Origin of the sequence: Nesterenkonia sp. F, assembly GCF_000220985.1 — a bacterium.
Taxonomy (GTDB): Bacteria; Actinomycetota; Actinomycetes; order Actinomycetales; family Micrococcaceae; genus Nesterenkonia.
In genome coordinates this window covers 102850-120159 of sequence record NZ_AFRW01000118.1, presented here as the reverse complement: position 1 = coordinate 120159, position 17310 = coordinate 102850, and the positions used below count along the sequence as shown (strand labels likewise).

The following is a 17310-nucleotide window of genomic DNA, read 5'->3' as shown; positions in this document are numbered from 1 at the left end:
TCCTGTGAGGCGGCGGTGTCCATACAGCTGCGCACCCTGTGGAGGACAGGGCTGTGAAGAAGTGGACCATGTTTTCCCCACACTTCACAGGTTCCTGTGGAAATCGTCCTGACCTGGGGAAATACAACACTGTCGTTTATCCACACTGTGGATGGCGGCTGTGGACTAGGAGCCCGGAAGGCTGACCAGAGTCATGCCCCCCAGCGTGAGCACCACCAGCAGCGCGGCCAGTCCGATCAATCCGAGGATCTGCCACAGATCACGCGGCGCGCCGCGCGGACCCCGTGGCGCCCGGGCGATGATCAGCGCCGTCAGCAGCCCGGTGACCAGTCCGCCCAGGTGCCCCTGCCAGGAGATGCCGGGCACCAGGAAGCTGACGGCCATATTGATCCCCACCAGGGCGATGATGCCTCCGGTCTGCGCGCCGGTGGAGCGCAGCAGCACGAAGAGCGCCCCGAAGAGGCCGAAGACGGCGCCGGAGGCCCCGACGGTCAGCGTGCCGGGTTCGGAGAGGAAGAGCACCGCCACGGAGGCGCCGAAGGCCGAGAGGACGAGCAGGCTCAGGTATCGCCATGTCCCGACGGCGGGCTCGATGGTCCGGCCGACGACCCACAGCGCCATCATGTTGAAGGCGATGTGCATGACGCTGGAGGGGGAGTGCAGCACCGCCGAGGTCAGCATCCGCCACGGCTCGAGGATCCACGGCGAGGTGTGCAGCGGGGCATAGCCCAGTGCGGAGGTGAGGTCGACGCCGGCCAGCCTCGGCAGGCCCAGCTGGGCGAGGTACATCAGCACGCACAGTGCGATGAAGCCGATGGTGACCACCGGTCGGCGCGGTCCGCGGCGCCGGCGGACGGCGGGGGCCGCGACGGGGCGACCCGGAGAGTCGGGCGGGGAGCCGGTGGGGGAGCCGGTGGGGGAGCCGGATGAAGCGCCGGGCGCGCGGAAGGCGCCGTATCGGGCGCCGTAGGCGGCGCCCGATACGGCCCCCGGGGAGCCGCCGGGCGAGGCGCCGGGCGGCGCGGAGTGCGGGGCCGGGCCGGGGCTCGAGGCGGGTCCCGGCGCAGATCCCAGCGCAGATCCCGGCGCGGCGCCGGTGCAGTCCGGGCAGAGAGGGGCGCCGCGTCGCCCGCGGAGAGGCAGGCGGCGCAGACCGGTCGGCCGCAGCCGCGGCAGCCGGCCGCGGCCGGCCTGTCCGGGTGCCGTGCGCAGGCGGGGACAGGCCGGCCGGCGGTGGAGCGGGACGACTCGTCGGTCACGAGGCGGGCTCCCGGGCGATCGTCGGGCCGTTCACGAGCCGCTCAGAGGGACTCGACGGTGACCGACTCGACGACGACGTCCTCGACCGGACGGTCGCGCATGTCGGTCTTCACAGTGTTCAGCTGGTCCACGACCTTCTTCGAGTCCTCGTCGGCGACCTCGCCGAAGATGGTGTGCTTGCCCTGCAGCCAGGTGGTCGGCGCCGCAGTGATGAAGAACTGCGAGCCGTTGGTGCCGGGGCCGGCGTTGGCCATGGCCAGCTTGTACGCGGAGGTGAAGTCCAGCTCGGGGTGGATCTCGTCGTCGAACTGGTAGCCCGGGCCCCCGACGCCCAGGCCGAGCGGGTCGCCGCCCTGGATCATGAAGTCGGAGATGATGCGGTGGAAGACGGTGCCGTCGTAGAGCGGGGTGTCGACCTTCTCCTCGCCGGTCTCGGGGTGGCGCCAGGTGATCGAGCCGGTGGCCAGGCCGACGAAGTTGTCCACGGTCTTCGGCGCGTGGTTGCCGAAGAGGTCCACGCGGATCTCGCCGAGGGAGGTGCGGATGACTGCAGTATGCGTTGCGATGGCGTTCATGCCTCCCATTGTCCCCCGGGGAGGTGCTCGACGTCAGGCGGGCACGCTCACGGCGGAATCCCGGCCCGTCCGGGAAGGTCCCGGTCGGCGTCGGAGCCGACGGCGGAACCGGGGTCGTCGCCGTCGTCGGTCCTCGGGGCTGATCAGGTCGCGGCGCATCATGGCAGGCGGAGGGGTGAAGGTCGTAAGCTGTGGAGAGCACACGAGCCTGAATCGGAGGACACGCATGTTCGGGAAGAAGAAGAAACCGAGCCGCAGCTGGGAGCGCACGGTGCTCGCCGGGCTGGACACGGCCCGCGACTGGTCCGCTCCGAAGCTCGGCTCCGCCGCCGACCGGGCGGAGGAGATCTACCGCGAGAAGGCTCCGAAGGTCCAGGCCGCTTCCACCCGCGCCCTGCAGACGGCCGGCAGCGGCGCCGCGGACCTCGGTCGACGCGCCCGGGACCTGTCGGCGCGGGCCTCCGACGGCCTGGCCGCGCAGTACGGGCGGCTGCCCGCCGAGGCACAGTCCGAGGTGGACAAGGTCCTGGCGAAGTACCAGGACACCAAGACCACCGTGCAGCAGAACTACGTGCCCGCCGCCTCGGCCAAGCTCAGCGGCTACGCGGACAAGACGGCGAAGCTGATCCACCGGGCCGAGGTGGACCCGCGTGTGGAGAAGGCGCTGATCCGGGCCACCGGGGACGAGAAGATCGTCAAGAAGCTCCGCAAGGGCTCCGAGCAGTACGCCAAGCAGGCCTCCGAGACGCTGAAGAAGCAGCAGAAGGCCGCGGAGAAGGCGGCGAAGAAGGCACAGCGCTCGGGCCTGAAGAAGGGCCTGCTGGTCTTCGGCCTCGTCGCCGCCGGTGCGGCGGCCGGCGTGGCCGCCTGGCGCGCCTCGCAGCCGGTGCAGGATCCGTGGAAGAAGCCGGAGCCCGTCACGCCGCGCTCCTCCGCCTCGCAGGTGGTGAAGCCGGCCGGGCCGACCACCTCCGGGGATGCGAAGGCCGAGACGCCGGTGACCGCGCAGAAGCAGCCGGCGCAGGAGACGAGCTCCTCCGCCGACGACTCGCAGGAGGGCGGATCCGACGGGGCGGCGGTCCCGCAGCCCAAGCCCGCCACCTGAGTCGCACTCTCGGCACGACAGAAGGCCCCGACCGACGGTCGGGGCCTTCGCGTGTCCGGGGGCTGTGGTGGGCTGTGCTGTGTGTGCAGGACGTCGCGCGTCGGCGACGTCGCCGGCTCACTTCCAGCGCATCGTCATGAAGAAGCCGACCATGGCGATGCCGAAGCCGACGGCGATGTTCCAGCCGCCGATGGCCTCGATCGGCAGCATGGTGCCGGAGATGTACCAGACGACCAGCCACAGCAGGCCCAGGATCATCAGCCCGAACATGGTGACCCGATACCACAGGGGCAGGGTCTCCTCCTCGAGGTCGTCGAAGCCCTCGGTGATCGGGTCCGAATCGTCCAGCGGGCTGGCCTTCGACAGCATGGACTCTTCGGCCTGGGGCAGACCGCCGCGGTTCGTCCGGCTGCGCTTGACGGCTCCGCGGTTCTTGCGACGCTTTGACTCTGGCACGGCGAGCTGTTCCTCACTTCGGTGGCCGCGTGCTCGACGGGCCCGACGGCCTCGTCGACGCGCACTCGGGTCGACTTCGGTATCCTGAACGCGTCTCCGCCGAAGATCGGCGGACACAGTGTCTGCGCGCCATTCTAACGGCTCGACCGCGACCGGGGGTCGCGGCCGATCGTCGCCCCGCGTCAGGAAGGACTGGGTCCCGCTCGATGTCGTCCCGCTCGTCAGCCCGCCCTCCGTCCGCGAGGAGGCCCCGCCCGCGCCGCGCCCGCGGCGGCGTCGCCGCCGCGGAGCCTGTCCGACCGCGTCCATCGATGCTCGCGCGCATCGTCTCCGTGGCCGGCGAACTGCTGATCACCGTCGGCGTGCTGGGCCTGCTCTTCCTGGCCTGGGAGCTGTGGTGGACCGGACTCGACGCCGAGCGCGACCGCGACGACGCGACCGACGAGCTCTTCTCGAATCTGGAGCAGATCGAGCCGCACGCTCCGGGAGAGGGCACCGGCGTGACCCTGGGAGACTCCGGGGATTCTGCAGGATCCGACGATGACTCCGACGGCGACTCCGGCGACGGCGGGGGAGACGGCGACGGCTCCGTCGTCCCGGAGCCGGAGAACATGCGCCGCTTCATCGAGGACGGTCAGGTCATGGCGATGGTCTACAGTCCGCGCCTGGGGTCAGACTGGGCCGCACCGGTCCGTGAAGGCATCGGGGACGCCCAGCTGAACACCACCGGGCTCGGGCACTACCCCAGCACCCAGCTGCCCGGCGAGCCCGGCAACTTCGCGATGGCCGGTCATCGCCAGACCTATGGCCACGTGCTCTGGGACCAGGACGAGCTGCAGGCCGACGACCGGATCTACGTGCAGAGCCCGGACGGCTTCTACACCTACGCGGTCCGGAGCACCGAGATCGTCGATCCCGGCGACTCCGAGGTGCTGGCCGAGGTGCCGGGATCGCCGGAGGAGACCAACGATGACACCTCCTGGCTCACGCTGACCACCTGCCATCCGCCGTACACGACGCTGCAGCGGATGGTCACCCACGCCGAGCTGGTCGACCACCGGAGCCTCGAGGCGGGCGCTCCGGAGGCGATCGCCGACCAGGTCGACGAGCTCGCCCGCGCCGACGGGACGAGTCCCTTCGCCTCCGGCGACGCCGAGACCGATCGAGAGGAGGGGCGCTAGGATGTATGCCTGGATATTCCGCAGTCTGCCGGGCCCGCTGTGGGTCCGCATCCTGATCGCCCTGGGGCTGCTGGCCGCCGTCGTGCTGCTGCTGATGGAGGTGGTCTTCCCCTGGGTCGACCAGTTCAACCTGCTCAACGACTCGACCATCGGAGACGCCGGCGCAGCGGGCGGACCGACGCCCGACGGGGCCGGATGACCTCGCCGGCTCCGCGCAGGACAGACGTGACAGCCACGATGCGATCCGGACGGTGACCATGACTGAGACCCCGACCCGCCCCGCGGATGCCGACGACGCCCCCGTCGAGCATGCCCGGATCCTGGTGGTCGACAACTACGACAGCTTCGTCTACACGCTGGTCGGCTATCTGCGCGAGCTCGGCGCCGAGACCACCGTGGTGCGCAACGACGACCTCACGCTGGCCGAGGCGCAGGAGCTGGCCGCCGCCCACGACGGGGTGCTCATCTCCCCGGGTCCCGGCACCCCGCGGGGAGCCGGCGTCTCGGTGCCGTTGACCCGCTGGTGCGTCGAGTCCTCCACCCCGATGCTGGGGGTCTGCCTGGGCCTGCAGGGCCTGGGCGAGGCGTTCGGCGGCACCGTCGGCCACGCCGAGCAGCTGATGCACGGCAAGACCAGCCGCATCACCCACACCGGCCATGCCCTCTTCGCGGGGCTGCCGGAGACCTTCACCGCCACCCGCTACCACTCGCTGGTGGTCAGCCCGGAGTCCGTGCCGGAGGACCTGGAGGTCACCGCCACCACCGACGACGGCGTGGTGATGGCGCTCGTCCACCGGCGTGCGCCGTTGTGGGCGGTGCAGTACCACCCGGAGTCGGTGCTCACCGAGGGCGGCTATCGGGTGCTGGGCAACTGGCTGGAGATGCTGGGACAGGGCGGCGCCGCCGAGCGCGGAGCGCGCCTGCACCCGATCCGCTGAACTGACCCGCCGAGCCGATCCGTCGACGGGCCCGGCGCGGCCTCCTCCGGCGAGTGTGCGGCAGCCGGCCGTCCCGCGCTCAGGAGTCCTGCGTCGGCGTCGAGGCGTCCCCGGTCGGGGAGGCCTCGGAGGTCGGGCTGGAGTCGCCGCCGTCGCCCTGGGACTCCGTCGCGGAGCCCTGGTCGTCGGGGGAGTCCGAGGCGTCATCCGTCGGGGACTCGGAGCCCTCGTCCGGGGAGGCGGTGTCGGAGGGAGATTCCTCGTCATCGGGCGAGGTGGAGTCCTCCCCCTCGTCGGGCGAGCCGGAGTTCTCGCCGTCCCCGGACTCCTCGGCGTCCGATTCGTCGGAGCCGCCGGATCCCTCGGAGTTTTCGGAGTTCTCGGAGTCCTCGGAGTCGTCGGAGTCCTCGGAACTGTCCGGTGATCCTGTGGCGACCGACAGCCGGACCGTCGCGTCCTGGGGCACGGTGGCGCCGGGCGAGAGCTGTTCGCCCTGGTAGAAGACTGCTCCGACGGTGCCGGCGGAGTATCCGCTGTCGCTCCACGGCAGCGCTGACCCGACGCTCAGCCCGTGCTGGTCGGACTCGAGCAGCCGAGTGGCCTCGCCCTCGTCCATCAGCCCGACGTCGGGCACTTCGACCATGCCGTTCGAGACCTGCAGATCGACCTCGTCGCCGCCGGAGACCTGCTCGCCGGCTCCCGGGTCGGTGGCGACCACGGAGCCCTCCTCCACCGAGGGGTGGGGGACCTCCTCGACCTCGCCGACGGTCAGCCCCAGCTCTTCCAGCTGCCGGACCACCTCGTCCTGCTCGCGACCCTGCAGATCCTCGGGGATGGTCAGCTCCTCCGGCCCGGTGGAGATGTAGAGCGTGATCTCCTCGCCCTGGCGGATGCGCTCGCCCGCGGCGGGATCAGTGCGCACCGCATGGTCGGCGGAGATCTCCCCGTGGGGGACTTCCTCGACCGCGGCCTCCAGGTCGGCGTCCTCCAGCGTGGAGACCGCCTCCTCGCGCGGCATCTCGGCCACGGCGGGGATCTCGGTCTGCGCGGTGTCCAGTGCGCGCACCAGGGCCCAGGAGCCTCCGGCGACGAGCACCACCAGGATCACCACCCACAGCCAGGCGAGGCCGCGGCGCCGACGCCGCGGCGGCTCGGCCGGTGCGGCGTGCTGCACCGGGTCCTCCGGCGTCCGTGCCGAGAGCGGGCCGCCGGTGGTCGCCGCGGCGGGGGCGACGACGTCGTCGAAGCCGCGGGTCCCGGCGGCGCCGACGGCGGGCAGCGCCGCAGTGGCGTCCTCCACCGGCACACCGCGCAGCGCCTCGGTGATGGCCTGGTCGAACTCCTCGGCCGTCTGGAAGCGGGCGGAGGCGTCCTTGGCCAGAGACTTGGCGACCACCGACTCCATGGCCGGGGAGACCTTCGGGTTCAGATCGGAGAGCCGCGGCGGCTCCTCGCGGACGTGCTGATAGGCCACCGAGACCGGGGACTCGCCCTGGAACGGCGGACGATTGGCCAGCAGCTCGAAGAGCACGCAGCCGGCCGAGTACAGGTCCGAGCGGTGATCGACGACCTCGCCTCGGGCCTGCTCGGGCGAGAGGTACTGGGCGGTGCCCACCACCGAGGACGTCTGGGTCATCGTCGAGGCCGAGTCCGCCAGCGCCCGGGCGATGCCGAAGTCCATCACCTTGATCTCGCCGTTCTGGCCGACCATCACGTTGGAGGGTTTGATGTCGCGGTGGACGATGCCCTTGGTGTGGCTGTAGCTCAGCGCCCCGAGCACCCCGGAGAGGTAGTCGGCGGCCTCCTGCTCGTCGATGGGACGTCCCAGGGCCTCGTCGATGCGCCGGCGCAGCGGCTCGTCGAGGTCCTCGGGGGAGCCGGCGTCGGCTTGCGGGGACTCGTCGCCCAGGTCCAGCACGTCGTGTCCCTGGGAGTCCTCCTCGGACGCGGGATCGTGGACGGCGGTCGCCTCGTCGTCGGCGGACGGGCGCACTTCGGTGCGGGCGTCCTCGGCGTCGGTCGCCTCGTTCTGGCCGGTGGTCTGCTTCGGGGTGCCGTGCATCAGATGCCGCAGCGTCACCCCCTCGACATACTCCATGACGATGTAGGGACTGTGCACTGAATCGTGCTGGGAGTCCTCGACGTCGGCCCGGCCGGTGTCGAAGACGCCGACGATGTTGGGATGGTTCAGCGACGCCGAGGATTGGGCCTCGCGCCGGAAGCGCCCCTGGAACTGCGGGTCGCGGGCCAGATCCGGGCGCAGCATCTTCACCGCGACCTGACGGTCCAGCGAGAGATCATGGCCCAGATACACGTCGGCCATGCCGCCGCGTCCGATCAGCGATTCGATCCGGTAGCGCCCGTTGAGCACCAGGCGGGGGGTCTCGGTCATCGTGTCATCCCCGTTCCTGCGGCCAGTGCGGCCGCGGCGATCGCGAGTCGGGTCGTCGAGCCGGCTGACGACGTCGGGGCGGCGTCGGGCTCCGTGGTGGCGTCGTCGTCGGCGGAGCCTGACTCCGCGCCGCCGTCGGCGGCATCGTCGGAGGGCGTCGTCGACCGCCCGTCACGGGCCTCGGAGCTCGTGGTGGGGGAGCTCTCCGGCGTGGTCTGCTCGGACTCGCCGTCGGGACTCGACGTCGACTCCGAGGCGGTGTCGTCGGCGTCGCCGGTGGCCCCCTCGGTCGGCGAGGAGGAGTCGCCGGGGTCGCTCGTCGGCTCGTCGCCGGGGTCTGCGGAGTCGGCGGAGGTGTCCTCGGAGCTCGGTTCCCCGGACCGCGAGGGCTGCTCGGACGACGGGGTCTCCTCCGCGTCCTCGTCGGGGCGGCCGGAGGGCTCGTCGGCGGAGGCGTCGCCGCCGTCGTCGGGCCGGGTCGTCGGACCGGCCGAGACCTGCAGCGTCACCGCGGTGCCGGGGGCGAGCTGCCCGGTGGGGTGCAGCGCGACCACGGTGCCGGCCGGGCTGTCGGAGGCGACCTCGTCGGTGAGGGCCTCCAGCCCGAGAGCCTCCAGCTCGGCGACGGCGGCATCGACCGTGAGACCGACGAACTCCGACTCCAGGACGCCGACGGTCTCGGCCTCCGTGGTCTCGGTGCGGGTGACCGTGGGCTGCGAGGAGGGCTCCGACTCGTCGTCGGAGGTGACCATCGGCACCAGCAGGGCGGCGGCCAGCGCCAGCGCGAGCACGATGATCAGCCCGATCAGCACCCAGCGCAGTCGGCGGTCGCCGTCGGAGGCGGACGAGGAGGACCGGCCGGATCCGCCGGCCGTTTCCCGGCGTCCGACGGACTCCGCCGGGGTCGCGGAGCTGGCCAGCGGCCCGACGCCGGCGGCCGAGGCCGCCTGTCCGCTCAGCGGTTCGTCGGCCGGCTGCTCGGGGGTGCGCGCCGTCGGCGCGGCCGCGGCTCCGGCCGCACCTGCGGCACCTGCGGCACCTGCGGCACCTGCGGCACCTGCGGCACCTGCGGCGCCGTCGGTCGTGGGGCGCGGCACAGCCGCCGTCGGCCGGGTGGCCGTCGGCACCTCCTCCGTGGTCTGTTCGTCTCCCCCGTCCGGACGATCCATGTGGTTCAGCAGGGACGGGACGGCCTCGACGGCGGAGTCGAGGTCGTGGCGCAGCAGCGCGTCGGCGGCCTCGGCGAGCTTGGTGGCGTTCATCGGCCGGTCGCCCGGGTCCTTGGCGAGCAGGGACATGATCAGCGCCCGCACCGGCTCGGGGACCGAGTCGGGCAGCCCGGGCGGCCGTTCGTTGACCTGCTTCAGCGCGATCGCGATCTGCGACTCGCCGGTGAACGGACGGTGCCCGGCTAGCGCCTCGAAGCCGATGACGCCCAGCGCGTAGAGATCGGAGGATCCGGTGGCGTTCTGACCGGTGGCCTGTTCCGGGGACAGGTACTGCACGGTGCCCATCACCTGGCCGGTGGCGGTCAACGGCACCTGATCGGCGAGTCGGGCGATGCCGAAGTCGGTGATCTTCACCCGGCGGGTGGGGGTGATCAGCAGGTTCCCGGGCTTCACATCGCGATGGACCAGCCCCTGGTCGTGGGCGACCTGCAGCGCGCGGGCGGTCTGGGCGATGATCGACAGCGTCTTCTCCCAGGAGAGCGTGCGGTCGCGCTCGAGGAGCACCGACAGCGGTCGTCCCGGGACCAGCTCCATGACCAGGTAGCCGGAGCCGGCCTGCTCGCCGTAGTCGTAGATGTCGGCGATGCCGGGGTGATTCAGCAGCGCAGTGTGACGCGCCTCGGCTCGGAAACGGCGCAGGAAGGCCTCGTCGCCGGTGTACTCCTCCTTGAGGATCTTGATGGCCACCGTGCGGCCGAGGACCTCGTCATGGGCCTTCCAGACCTCCCCCATTCCGCCGATCGCCAGACGCTCGGTCAGCTTGTACCGGTCGCCCATCAGGATGCCGACAGTCGGTCTCACTGGTCCACCGCCCCCTCGAACATGGTCTTGAGGTTCGACACGGTGAGGGCGTGGCCGTCCTCATAGGGAATGTCCTGATAGGCCACCGTCACCGCATAGGTGGAGTCGCCGACGTCGGCGAAGCCGGTGATCCAGGAGTTCACGATCGGGTCGCCGTTCTCGTTCGTCTCGCCGAAGTCCGCCGTCCCGGTCTTGGCGTGGATGTCGACGACGTCGCTCTGCGCGCCGATGGCGGTGCCCGACTCGATCGGGCCCTTCATCAGCTCGGAGAGCTCCTCGGCCGTCGACGAGGAGATCGGCTCGCCGAGCTCCTCCGGCTCGGGCTGCTCGAGGACCTGCAGATCGGGGCCGCGCACCGACTCGACGAGGTTCGGCTTCATCATGGTGCCGTCGTTGGCGATGGCCGCGGCGACCATGTTCATCTGCAGCGGAGTGGCCTGGACCTCGAACCCGCCGATGGCCGACTGGGCCAGGCTGGCCTGTGTGAGGTCCTCGGGGAAGACCGACTCGGTGACCGTCATCGGAATCTGCAGCCCCTCGTTGAAGCCGAAGGCCTCCGCGGTGCTGCGGATCTCGTCCTCGCCGAGGTCCATGGCGGCGGCGGCGAAGGGCGTGTTGCAGGACTGGGCGAAGATCCAGGAGAGCTCCGCCTCGTCGCGCTGCGCGCAGATGCCGCCGCCGAAGTTGCTGATCGGCGTGTTCGAGTTCGGCAGGTCGAGCTCATCGGGGACCTCGAGCTCCTCGTCGGCCGCGTAGTCGCCGGACTCCAGCATGGCGGCGGTGTCGATGAGCTTGAAGGTCGAGCCCGGGAAGAACCGGTCCTTGATCGCGGGATCGCCGTAGATGGGCGCGCCCTGGTTCTGCAGCTCCTCCTTGGTCGAGACGAACTGCGAGCTCGAGTGCGTGGCCAGCTGGTTCGCGTCGAAGCTCGGCTTCGAGGTCATCGCCTTCACCTCGCCGGTCTCGACGTCGGTGACCACGATCGAGCCCTGGGTGCCGTCGGCGATGGTGTCGTGGGCCAGTCGCTGCAGCTCCGGGTCGACGGTCAGCTCGACCTGGGCGCCCTCGGTCGTGTCGCCGGTGAAGAGCGACGTGATGCGGTCGAAGAACTGGCTGTCCGATTTGCCGGAGAGGTACTCGTTCATCGCGCTCTCCAGCCCGGTGGGCTGCTCGACGATCGAGTAGAAGCCGGTCAGTCCGGAGTACAGCTCGGAGTCGCGGTAGACGCGCTGGTAGTCGAACGGAGTGTCGGGGGAGGGCACCGAGTCGGCGATGGCCGTGCCGTCGACGGTGATCGCTCCGCGGGAGGCCCCGCGGTCCTGGTAGAGCTCGCGCACGTTCTGCGGATGCGCCTCGAGCTGGTCGGTCACTCCGACCTGGATGACGCTCAGCGCCGCGAAGAGGACCAGGAACAGGCCCACCGAGAACACCCAGGTATGGCGGATGGCGTTGTTCACCGGGCACCTCCTGCGGCGTCGTCGGTCGGGGCGGTCGGGCGGGGCGCGGTGTGCGTGGGCGCCTGGCGGGCCGGACTCTCCGTGCCGGCGGCGGACTCGCCGGTGGCGTTGACCATCGGGCCGACGACGATCGGCCGGCGGGCCGCGTGGGAGACCAGCAGCACCAGCGCGACGATCAGCCAGTTGGCCAGCAGCGCCGACCCGCCGGCGGCGAGGAACGGCGTGGCCAGGCCGGTCATCGGGATCACCCGGGTGATGCCGCCGAGGACCACGAAGACCTGCAGCACCAGCACCATCGCGAAGCCGACCGCCAGCAGCTTGCCGAAGGCGTCGCGGGTGCCGAGGCCGGCCCGCATGAACCGGGAGAAGAGCAGCAGATAGAGCATCAGGATCGCTCCGAGCCCGACCATTCCCAGCTCCTCGCCGAAGGACGCGAAGATCATGTCCGAGTTGGCCAGCGGCACGCGGTCCGGCATGCCGCCGCCGAGGCCGGTGCCGGCCAGTCCGCCGTTGGCCAGGCCGAAGAGCCCCTGGACGATCTGCAGCGAACCGCCGAACTCGCGGTTGTAGATCTCGGGGTCGAAGGCGTGCAGCCAGACGTCGACGCGCTGGCCGACATGCGGGACGGTCACCACGGCGAGCACGCCGCCCACGGCGACCAGCGCCAGCCCGATGAGGATCCAGGAGAGCCGGGAGGTCGCCACATAGAGCGTGGCCATGAACAGCCCGAAGAACATGATCGAGTTGCCCAGGTCGTTCTGCACCACCAGCACGCCGATGGCCAGGATCCAGGCGATGAACAGCGGTCCGAGGTCGCGGGCGCGGGGCAGCTGCATCGGGCCGATCCTCCGGCCGGCCAGCAGGATCAGATCCCGGCTGTTGGCCAGGAAGCCGGCGAAGAAGACCGCCAGGGTGATCTTGCCGATCTCGGCCGGCTGGAAGGAGGCGAAGCCGAGGTTGACCCAGATGCGGGCTCCGTTGACGCTCATCCCCAGCCCGGGGATCAGCGGCAGCACCAGCAGGATCAGGCTGACCACCAGCGAGATGTAGGTCAGCTGGCGCAGCCGGCGGTGGTCGCGGAGCAGCCACAGCAGCACCATGGCCGCGACCGCCGAGACCACCGTCCAGAGCAGCTGCCGGGGTTCGACCGGGTCCCCGCCGGAGGAGAGGTCCAGGCGGTGGATCATCGCGATCCCCAGGCCGTTGAGGGTGACGACGATCGGCAGCACGAAGGGGTCGGCGTACTTCGCCCGCAGTCGCAGCACCACGTGGAAGGCCAGCGCCACGGCGGCGAAGACGCCGGTGGCCACGTAGTACGCCGGCGTGATCGGCTCCTCCATGGTCACCGCGACCATGAACTTGGCCCCGACGCCGATGATCAGGGCGAGCAGCAGGAGCACCAGCTCGACGCCGCGGCGCGGCCGCGGAGCGGTGTCCACCTGGTCCACCTGCGTCATCCCTGATCACCTCCGTCGCGCGAGTCCGCGCCCTGTGCCGATGTCCGTCCGTCCTGCGAATCCGACGTGCTGCCCGAGGCGCCTCGGGTGCTCTCCTCCGAGGGCTGCGGACTGTCCGAGCCGTCCGCACCGCCCGAGTCCGACTCCCCGGCGTCCCGGTCCCCGTCCTGCCGCCGGTCGGGATCGTCGGCGCCGGGCGCGTCCTCCGGGAGGGTGCCGCGCAGCTGCGTGACGATGCTCTCGGCGTGGCGCCGGTCGTCGGCCGGGATGCCGCGGCGGACGCGCTCCTGGTGGTATGGGCTGAGGTCGTCGACGGCGATGTCGACGTGCTCGTCGGCCTCCGAGAGGCGGATCGGTCCCAGCGACTGCGAGACGCCGTTGAACACGGCCACCTCGCCGTCCTCCTCGCCGACGTAGTACTGCGTCTGGGTCCAGACGTACCCCAGGAAGAGCACCGCCGCCAGCAGCAGGGTGAGAAGGGTCACGAAGGTGGGCAGGAACCAGGCCCGGCGCCGGCGCTGGGTCGTCGCTCCGGCGGCCAGCGCCATCTCCTCCTCGTCGAGGTCGTCGAGGTCATCGATCCGGTCGGCGTCGTCGGGCCGGCGCTCCGCACTGCGCTCGTCGGCGCCGGTCGTCTCCCCCGCGTCGGGCGAGGACTCCCGGGCCGGTGCGGCCGCTCCCACCGAGGCGCCGTCGGAGTCGTCCGAGGACGCGTCGGAGGCGACGTCGCCGTCGTCGTCGGACCCTGCGTCTGACTCTGCGCCGGCACCTGCGCCGGCACCTGCGCCGGACCCGCCCTCGGCCGCGGCCCGGGATCCCGCCCCGGTGCGGTGCTCGTCGAGCATCTCGGAATAGGTGTGGCGCACCGGGATCAGCGGCTGTCCGTTGAGCAGCACCGCCATCGGGTGCTCGTCGACGTTGCGCGGGACCACCGGGATCATGCCGGTCTCGGTGGCCTGGGCGGCCGCACCGACCAGCAGGTGCGGTCGGGCTCGGTGCGACTGGTCGAGCATCGCCGCCGAGAGCGGGGAGAGCTCGTCGTCGGCGTCGGGGGCGTGGCCGGCCAGGGCTCCGGCGTTGACCACCGGAACCAGCTCCATGGTCTCGCTGCCGGCCTCGCCGCCGGCCTCGTCGCCGCCTGCCGCCGTCGACTCCGCGGCGGGGCGTGCGGCGTCGTCGTCCACATCGTCCGCGTCGTGCGCATCGTCCATGTCGTCGAGCCCGGAGCTCGCCAGGCCGACGTCGGCCTCCTCCTCGCCCGGGGCGCGTCCGGCCGCGGCGACGGCGCGGCGGCTCAGCGGCAGGCCGCGGCTGGGCGTCAGGTCGCCCTCGCCGGCCTCGACGACCTCCACGCAGAGGACGGTGACGTTGTCCGGGGCGCCGCCCTCGATGGTGAGGTCGACCAGCTCCTCGACGATCGACTCCAGCGACTGCGGAGAGCGCAGCTTCTGCTCGATCAGCCGGTCGGAGACCACGGCGTTGAGCCCGTCGGAGCAGAGCAGCCAGCGCTCGCCGGCCTCCAGCGGGAAGCTGGTGATGTCCAGCTCCGGCGAGGCGTCGACGTCGCCGAGCACGCGCATCAGCACGTTCTTGTGCGGATGGAACTCGGCCTCGTCGGGGTTCAGCCGCCCCTCGTCGACGAGCCGCTGGACGAAGGTGTGGTCCTTGCTGACCTGGCGGAACCGGCCCTTCTTCAGCCGGTAGGCCCGTGAATCGCCGATGTGGGCGAACTGCAGCCGGTCCCCGGTGACCAGCAGCGAGGTGATCGTGGTGCCCATCCCGGCGAGCTTCGGGTTCTCCCCGACGAGCTTGGAGAGGAACGCGTTGGCGGTCTGGATCTCGTCGGGCAGCACGGTGTCCGGGTCGGCGAAGCCGTGGGTGTCCAGATGGGCGAGGTCCAGCACCGTCGAGGCGCTGGCGACGTCGCCTCCGGCATGGCCGCCCATCCCGTCGGCGACCACGGCGAAGTACCGGCCCGCATAGCCGGAGTCGTCGTTCTTGGGGCGCACGGCGCCGGCGTCGGACCGGGCGGCGAAGCGGAAGACCAGGGACACGGGGCTACGTCCTCAGCTCCAGGACGGTCTTGCCGATGCGGATCGGGTCGCCCGGCTCGACGGTGGAGGCGCGGGTGAGCTGCTCCTCGGCCAGCCAGGTGCCGTTGGTCGAGCCCAGATCCTCCAGGAACCAGCGCGAGCCCTGCGGGAAGAGCCGGGCGTGCTTGCCGGAGGCGTAGTCGTCGTCGAGCACCAGCGTGCACTCCTGGGCGCGGCCCATCATGATCGGCGCCGACCCCAGTTCCAGGGTGGTGCCGGCGAGCGGGCCGTCGGTGACCGCCAGCGTGCGGGGGCGCGGTCGCTGGACCCCGGCGTGCGGCGTGCTGGTGGAGCCGCGCTCCTCGGCGGGGGCGGAGGAGGCCCGCGCAGAGCGTGCCGCGGCGGTGGAGGCGCGGGACTTCTTGGAGACCATGAGGTCGCGGCCCTGGGCTCCGACGATCGACAGGATCAGGATCCAGAGCAGCAGGAGCAGCCCGAACTGCAGGACGGTGACGGCGAGTTCGCTCATCTCAGCGGGCCCCCGGCGTCAGGCGGAAGCGCAGTCGCGCGCCGCCCAGCGAGACCAGCGCGCCGTCGGCCAGCTCGGCGCTGCTGCCGGCGCCCTGCAGCAGGGTGCCGTCGACGTAGGTGCCGTTGGTCGAGCCGAGGTCGCGGACCACGTGGCGCCGGCCCTCGACCACGACTTCGGCGTGGCGACGGGAGACGCCGGTGTCCTCGACGGTGATGTCGGCGCCGGAGGAGCGGCCGATCACCGTGCTGTCCGCCGTCAGCCGGTGCTGGCGGCCGTCGAGCTCGAGGACGCCGACCACGGCGGGCGCGCCCACGGCGGGCTGGGCCATCGTCGGCGCCAGGTCGTCCTGGGGAGACGGCGCCGGTCGGGCCGCCGGCTGGGACGGCTGGGGCGCGGCCGGGGCCGGTGCCGGGGGAGCGGGCCGCGAGCCGCCGACGGAGCCGGCGTCGGACTCCTGGCCGGCGTCGTCGGCGTCCTGGTCGGTCTGCGACTCGATGCCCAGCTGGCCGCGCTTGAGGTCGAGGTTCTTCACGAAGGTGGCCTTGACCGGTCCCAGCAGGGTGTATCCCTGCGAGTCGGCGTGCCGGATGATCTCCTCGCAGAGCTCCTCGGCGAGGGCGACGCCGTAGCGGCGCGCCTCGGCGAAGTCCTCGGCGGAGAGGCGGATCCGGTAGATGTTCGGGACGAAGCTGCGTCCCTGGCTCATGGTGAAGGACTCGCGGTCCATGTGCCGTCTGACAGCTGTGGCGATCTCCACGGGGCCGAGGCTCCCTCCGCGTCCGGAGAAGGCGCCGCGGACGGCTTTCTCGATGCCACGCTCCAACGTGTCGAGCAGGCCCACCGGCACCTCCTTCATCTCCTGTGCGACGGCGGCGCCGTCGTCGAGGGTTCTCATCAGGGCGTCTTCGAAGAGTCTACTGGCTCAGCCCATTCTGCAGGCTTCTCTCCGCGTCCGCGAACGGGATCGGACCCTCCCGGGGCTCTCTCCGGGGCATCGTCCAGGGAGCGTCCGGGCGGCGTCCGGGACGCACCCACCGAGGTTCGGGGCCCGACCACCGTCGGCCGGGGACGGGATCGGCGGCAGGGCCCCGGCGAGGAGCCGATCCGGCGGTCGCGGGTCTCGGGGGCGGTGCGCGCCGCGCCGCGGGCGGTACTGTGAGAGATGCCACGGGAACTCGTGGCCGGATTGTTATTCAGATTTGAAATAAACGCGAGGCGACCGCGGTTGTGCACGGACAGATCGGCCCGACCGGCCGACCGTCGACCGGCCGACCCGGTCTGCGGCCCCATCCACGATGTGAGGAGACCACCCCATGGCTCAGCTGACCCCCGGAACCTGGAAGCTCGACACCCACCACTCGGAGATCGGCATGACCGTGCGTCACGCCGGCATCTCCAAGGTGCGCGCCACCTTCGGCGAGGCCGACGGCACGCTGACCGTCGGCGAGGACGGCACCGCCTCGGTCGAGGCGACCGTCCGTGCGTCCTCCTTCGACTCCAAGAGCGCCGACCGTGACGCCCACGTCCGCGGCGGCGACTTCCTGGACGCCGAGAACCACCCGGAGCTGACCTTCCGCGCGACCGATGTGAAGGCCTCGGGCGAGGAGTTCGAGGTCGCCGGCGAGCTGACCATCCGCGGCGAGACCCGGAAGGTCACCTTCGAAGCCGAGTTCGGCGGCCAGGCGGTGGACCCGTTCGGCGCCACCCGCGCCGGCTTCTCCGCCTCCGCGGCGATCTCCCGCAAGGACTTCGGTCTGACCTGGAACGCTCCGCTGGAGGCCGGCGGCGTGCTCGTCGGCGACAAGGTCGCCATCGATCTGGAGGTCGCCTTCGTCCTCGACCAGGGCGAGTGATCGGCCGAAGCCTCGACCTGCTCCAAGGCTGACCCGGCGGC

At 71.5% G+C, this 17310-nt stretch carries 15 protein-coding genes; 5 read left to right on the top strand and 10 right to left on the bottom strand.

Annotated features, from left to right (window positions below; translation table 11 throughout):
- Positions 1 to 165: 165 nt before the first annotated feature.
- Complete coding sequence (locus GU5_RS0110755; protein WP_010525581.1) at positions 166 to 825, bottom strand: rhomboid family intramembrane serine protease; 660 nt, start codon at positions 823 to 825, stop codon at positions 166 to 168.
- A 476-nt stretch (positions 826 to 1301) separates the two neighbouring features.
- Positions 1302 to 1835 (bottom strand): peptidylprolyl isomerase, encoded by a 534-nt coding sequence (locus GU5_RS0110750; protein WP_010525580.1) that lies wholly within the window; start codon positions 1833 to 1835, stop codon positions 1302 to 1304.
- 226 nt (positions 1836 to 2061) lie between these two features.
- On the opposite strand from GU5_RS0110750, the gene GU5_RS0110745 reads away from it, so the two are divergent.
- The gene (locus GU5_RS0110745) at positions 2062 to 2940 is read left to right on the top strand and encodes a hypothetical protein (protein WP_010525579.1); all 879 of its coding nucleotides are present in this window, start codon (positions 2062 to 2064) and stop codon (positions 2938 to 2940) included.
- A 117-nt stretch (positions 2941 to 3057) separates the two neighbouring features.
- On the opposite strand, the gene GU5_RS0110740 is transcribed toward GU5_RS0110745, so the two are convergent.
- The gene (locus tag GU5_RS0110740) at positions 3058 to 3396 is read right to left on the bottom strand and encodes a cell division protein CrgA (RefSeq protein ID WP_010525578.1); all 339 of its coding nucleotides are present in this window, start codon (positions 3394 to 3396) and stop codon (positions 3058 to 3060) included.
- 311 nt (positions 3397 to 3707) lie between these two features.
- On the opposite strand from GU5_RS0110740, the gene GU5_RS15315 reads away from it, so the two are divergent.
- The 3 genes from GU5_RS15315 to GU5_RS0110725 are packed head-to-tail and all read left to right on the top strand — an operon-like array spanning position 3708 to position 5515.
- A complete protein-coding gene (locus GU5_RS15315; protein WP_010525577.1) occupies positions 3708 to 4577 on the top strand; it encodes a class E sortase in 870 nt (289 codons plus the stop codon).
- Position 4578: 1 nt separating this feature from the next.
- Positions 4579 to 4776, top strand: coding sequence for a hypothetical protein (locus GU5_RS15310; RefSeq protein ID WP_010525576.1), 198 nt, complete (start codon positions 4579 to 4581; stop codon positions 4774 to 4776).
- A 58-nt stretch (positions 4777 to 4834) separates the two neighbouring features.
- Positions 4835 to 5515 carry an aminodeoxychorismate/anthranilate synthase component II gene (locus GU5_RS0110725; protein ID WP_010525575.1) on the top strand — a complete coding sequence of 227 codons (681 nt, stop codon included), beginning with the start codon at positions 4835 to 4837 and terminating at the stop codon, positions 5513 to 5515.
- A gap of 79 nt (positions 5516 to 5594) precedes the next feature.
- Here GU5_RS0110725 and GU5_RS16455 read toward each other — a convergent pair whose 3' ends face one another.
- Genes GU5_RS16455 through GU5_RS0110690 form a run of 7 tightly spaced genes read right to left on the bottom strand, consistent with a single transcriptional unit; the run spans position 5595 to position 16311 of the window.
- A complete protein-coding gene (locus GU5_RS16455) occupies positions 5595 to 7907 on the bottom strand; it encodes a protein kinase (protein ID WP_010525574.1) in 2313 nt (770 codons plus the stop codon).
- The gene (locus GU5_RS0110715) at positions 7904 to 9937 is read right to left on the bottom strand and encodes a serine/threonine-protein kinase (RefSeq protein ID WP_010525573.1); all 2034 of its coding nucleotides are present in this window, start codon (positions 9935 to 9937) and stop codon (positions 7904 to 7906) included. Before GU5_RS0110715 ends, GU5_RS16455 begins: the two co-directional genes overlap by 4 nt.
- Positions 9934 to 11394 carry a penicillin-binding transpeptidase domain-containing protein gene (locus GU5_RS0110710; RefSeq protein ID WP_010525572.1) on the bottom strand — a complete coding sequence of 487 codons (1461 nt, stop codon included), beginning with the start codon at positions 11392 to 11394 and terminating at the stop codon, positions 9934 to 9936. Before GU5_RS0110710 ends, GU5_RS0110715 begins: the two co-directional genes overlap by 4 nt.
- Positions 11391 to 12842, bottom strand: a complete 1452-nt coding sequence (locus GU5_RS0110705; RefSeq protein WP_033228174.1) for an FtsW/RodA/SpoVE family cell cycle protein — start codon at positions 12840 to 12842, stop codon at positions 11391 to 11393. Before GU5_RS0110705 ends, GU5_RS0110710 begins: the two co-directional genes overlap by 4 nt.
- Before the next feature lie 5 nt (positions 12843 to 12847).
- On the bottom strand, positions 12848 to 14905 hold the full coding sequence (locus tag GU5_RS17675) for a PP2C family serine/threonine-protein phosphatase (RefSeq protein ID WP_010525570.1): 2058 nt from the start codon (positions 14903 to 14905) through the stop codon (positions 12848 to 12850).
- Positions 14906 to 14909: 4 nt separating this feature from the next.
- Positions 14910 to 15413 (bottom strand): FHA domain-containing protein, encoded by a 504-nt coding sequence (locus GU5_RS0110695; protein WP_010525569.1) that lies wholly within the window; start codon positions 15411 to 15413, stop codon positions 14910 to 14912.
- A gap of 1 nt (position 15414) precedes the next feature.
- A complete protein-coding gene (locus GU5_RS0110690; RefSeq protein ID WP_010525568.1) occupies positions 15415 to 16311 on the bottom strand; it encodes a DUF3662 and FHA domain-containing protein in 897 nt (298 codons plus the stop codon).
- 418 nt (positions 16312 to 16729) lie between these two features.
- Here GU5_RS0110690 and GU5_RS0110685 point away from each other — a divergent pair, with 418 nt between their 5' ends.
- Positions 16730 to 17269, top strand: coding sequence for a YceI family protein (locus GU5_RS0110685; RefSeq protein WP_010525567.1), 540 nt, complete (start codon positions 16730 to 16732; stop codon positions 17267 to 17269).
- Positions 17270 to 17310: the final 41 nt, after the last annotated feature.